Source organism: Streptomyces sp. FH025, assembly GCF_017427025.1.
GTDB lineage: Bacteria > Actinomycetota > Actinomycetes > Streptomycetales > Streptomycetaceae > Kitasatospora.
Genome location: NZ_JAFLNG010001015.1, coordinates 1 through 2,003, shown reverse-complemented (window position 1 = coordinate 2,003; position 2,003 = coordinate 1). Strand labels below are relative to the sequence as shown.

General features: G+C 75.4%; 2 protein-coding genes. Both read right to left on the bottom strand.

The window, feature by feature from the left end; genetic code table 11:
• Positions 1 to 287: 287 nt before the first annotated feature.
• Complete coding sequence (locus J0670_RS36765) at positions 288 to 725, bottom strand: hypothetical protein (RefSeq protein ID WP_207817122.1); 438 nt, start codon at positions 723 to 725, stop codon at positions 288 to 290.
• 132 nt (positions 726 to 857) lie between these two features.
• Positions 858 to 1,622 carry a sigma 54 modulation/S30EA ribosomal C-terminal domain-containing protein gene (locus J0670_RS36760; RefSeq protein ID WP_207817121.1) on the bottom strand — a complete coding sequence of 255 codons (765 nt, stop codon included), beginning with the start codon at positions 1,620 to 1,622 and terminating at the stop codon, positions 858 to 860.
• Positions 1,623 to 2,003 lie beyond the last annotated feature (381 nt).

Below are 2,003 nucleotides of genomic sequence, written 5' to 3'. Positions count from 1 at the left end.
GGTTTGCGGTTCGCCGTCCGCAGGCGACTCCGGCGGATTCGACACGCCGGGTGCCCGGCATCTGCGGACACGGAGGTGCCGGGGAGCGCGCTCGGGGGGTATGCGCTCCCCGGCAGGGGGTGGTGGCGGCCACCCGGCCGGAGCCCCGGGGCGTGGGACTCCGGCGGCCGAGACGGAATGCTAGACCTCTCGACGGGCGGTCGCCAGGGCTTTGACCAGCCAAGTTCGCGCCCTGGACATGCCATCACCGCCTGGCATATGACGTGTCGTCACCCCTGTCGCGACGGTCAGGCCGCGTTCCGCACCCGTACCGGTTCGAGGGCCCTCGGGGCGGCGGTGCCGTAGCCGCCGTGCAGCCGGTCCAGCCCGGCGGCGAGCGCGCGGCGGTCACCGGCCAGCCAGAGCCGCAGGGCGACGGAGAGCGCGGCACTGGCCGGCCCGGCCGAGGGCCCACCGGTGCGCGCGAGCCGCTCGCCCAGCAGCGGCAGCAGGTCCGCGACCGGGGCGGGCAGCCAGACGGTCAACGCGCAGGGCGCGGGCCGGGCCAGGACCCGGAGCAGCGGCAGCACCGAGCTGTCGTCGTGCAGCGCCGGGACGACCTCCAGCAGGCCGTCGACCGCCACCTCGGAGACGTCGCCGCCGTGGCCGCGGGCGAGGTCGCGCAGCAGCGCCCGCTCGGCGGCGGTGATCCGGACGGTCAGCATGACTTCGTCGTCACAGTCCATGGTCCCGGTCCCTGTCGTGGAGTTGATGGAGTCTGGAGGTGGTGGTGCCCGATCGGTCCTGTGCCCGATCGGCCCCGTGACCGATCGGTCCGGCATCCGGTCAGCCGGGTGCCCGGCCGGTCCCGCGCCCGGTCAGCCCCGCAGCGAGGGGATCCCCACCCCGCAACGGCCGTCCCGCACCGGTTCGATCAGTCCGTAGTGGCCGTCGTAGCGGCGGTACAGCACCCGGGCGCGGCCGTCGCCGGGGTCGGTGTGGCAGACGAACGGGCGGCCGGTGAGCCAGAGTCGGCGGGCCGCCTCGGGGAGGCCGAACGGGGGCTCCCGGTCGGTGTCCGCGGTCCACAGCTCCACCGCACCGCTCAGCGGGCAGCGGTGCACCACGCTGTCCCGTCCGCTCGCGGCGTCCGCGAACAGGTGGAACCGGCGGTCCAGCGCCACGAGTTCGCGTCCCGCCTGCTCGGGCGTCCGGCGGGCGAGCACGACCGCCTTGTGCCGGGCGATCCGCCGCTGGGCCAGCGGACGGTCCGCGAACTGCGGGCGGTAGGCGCTCTCGTAGGCGGCGGCCAGCCCTATGTCGCCCTGCTCGCGCAGCCGTCCGGCCCGTCCGGCGAGGGTGCCGAGCACCAGGTCGACGGCCTCCCGGGCGGTGCGGGTGGCGAGTTGCACCCGGACCGGGCCCAACTCGTCCAGTTCCACGCCCACCTGGGCGAGGGCGGGCCGGGCGATCGAGCGGTCGCGGCTGCGGGTGAGCCGCAGCCGCAGCCCGTGGGCGTCCGGGCCGAGGACGGTGGCGGTGTCCAGCGCCCGGGCCCGGGCGTACTCGGCGTCCTCGCGCGGCAGCTCGCCGCGGATCTCCACCCGGACGTCGAGGGCGGGCCGGTGGCGCAGACGGGTCATCAGGTTCCTCCTTCTCCGCCACCATGCTGGCCTTCGCACCGCCGTGCGGCGAGGGTCCAAAGACCCTGCCGTGCTGGCAAGTCGCGCGCCTTTCCGGCAACGGCGTCCACGCAGGTCAGCGACGTCCCCCCGGCATGGCGGAAACGCCGCGCGATCCGCCGTTGGAGTGATCCGTGCGCGTTCGGCGCAACGCCCTTGGAACCGGCGCGTTTGCCATGACGTGCGCCCTCCGACGAGGGACGTACGCGGGGCCGCAGTCGCCGGCCACCGCTTCCCGGCCGGCCCGCCGGTGCCCTTCCCAGGTACCGCCCGCACCGGCCTCCCGCTGGTGAGAGGTAATGTCATGTCCCTGCTGACCGAGGCCCGGAAGGCGATCGTCCC

Excerpts from the sequence above, each read along its gene's own strand:
- J0670_RS36765 (WP_207817122.1), bottom strand. The coding sequence starts at position 725 with ATGGACTGTGACGACGAAGTCATGCTGACCGTCCGGATCACCGCCGCC.
- J0670_RS36760 (WP_207817121.1), bottom strand. The coding sequence starts at position 1,622 with ATGACCCGTCTGCGCCACCGGCCCGCCCTCGACGTCCGGGTGGAGATC.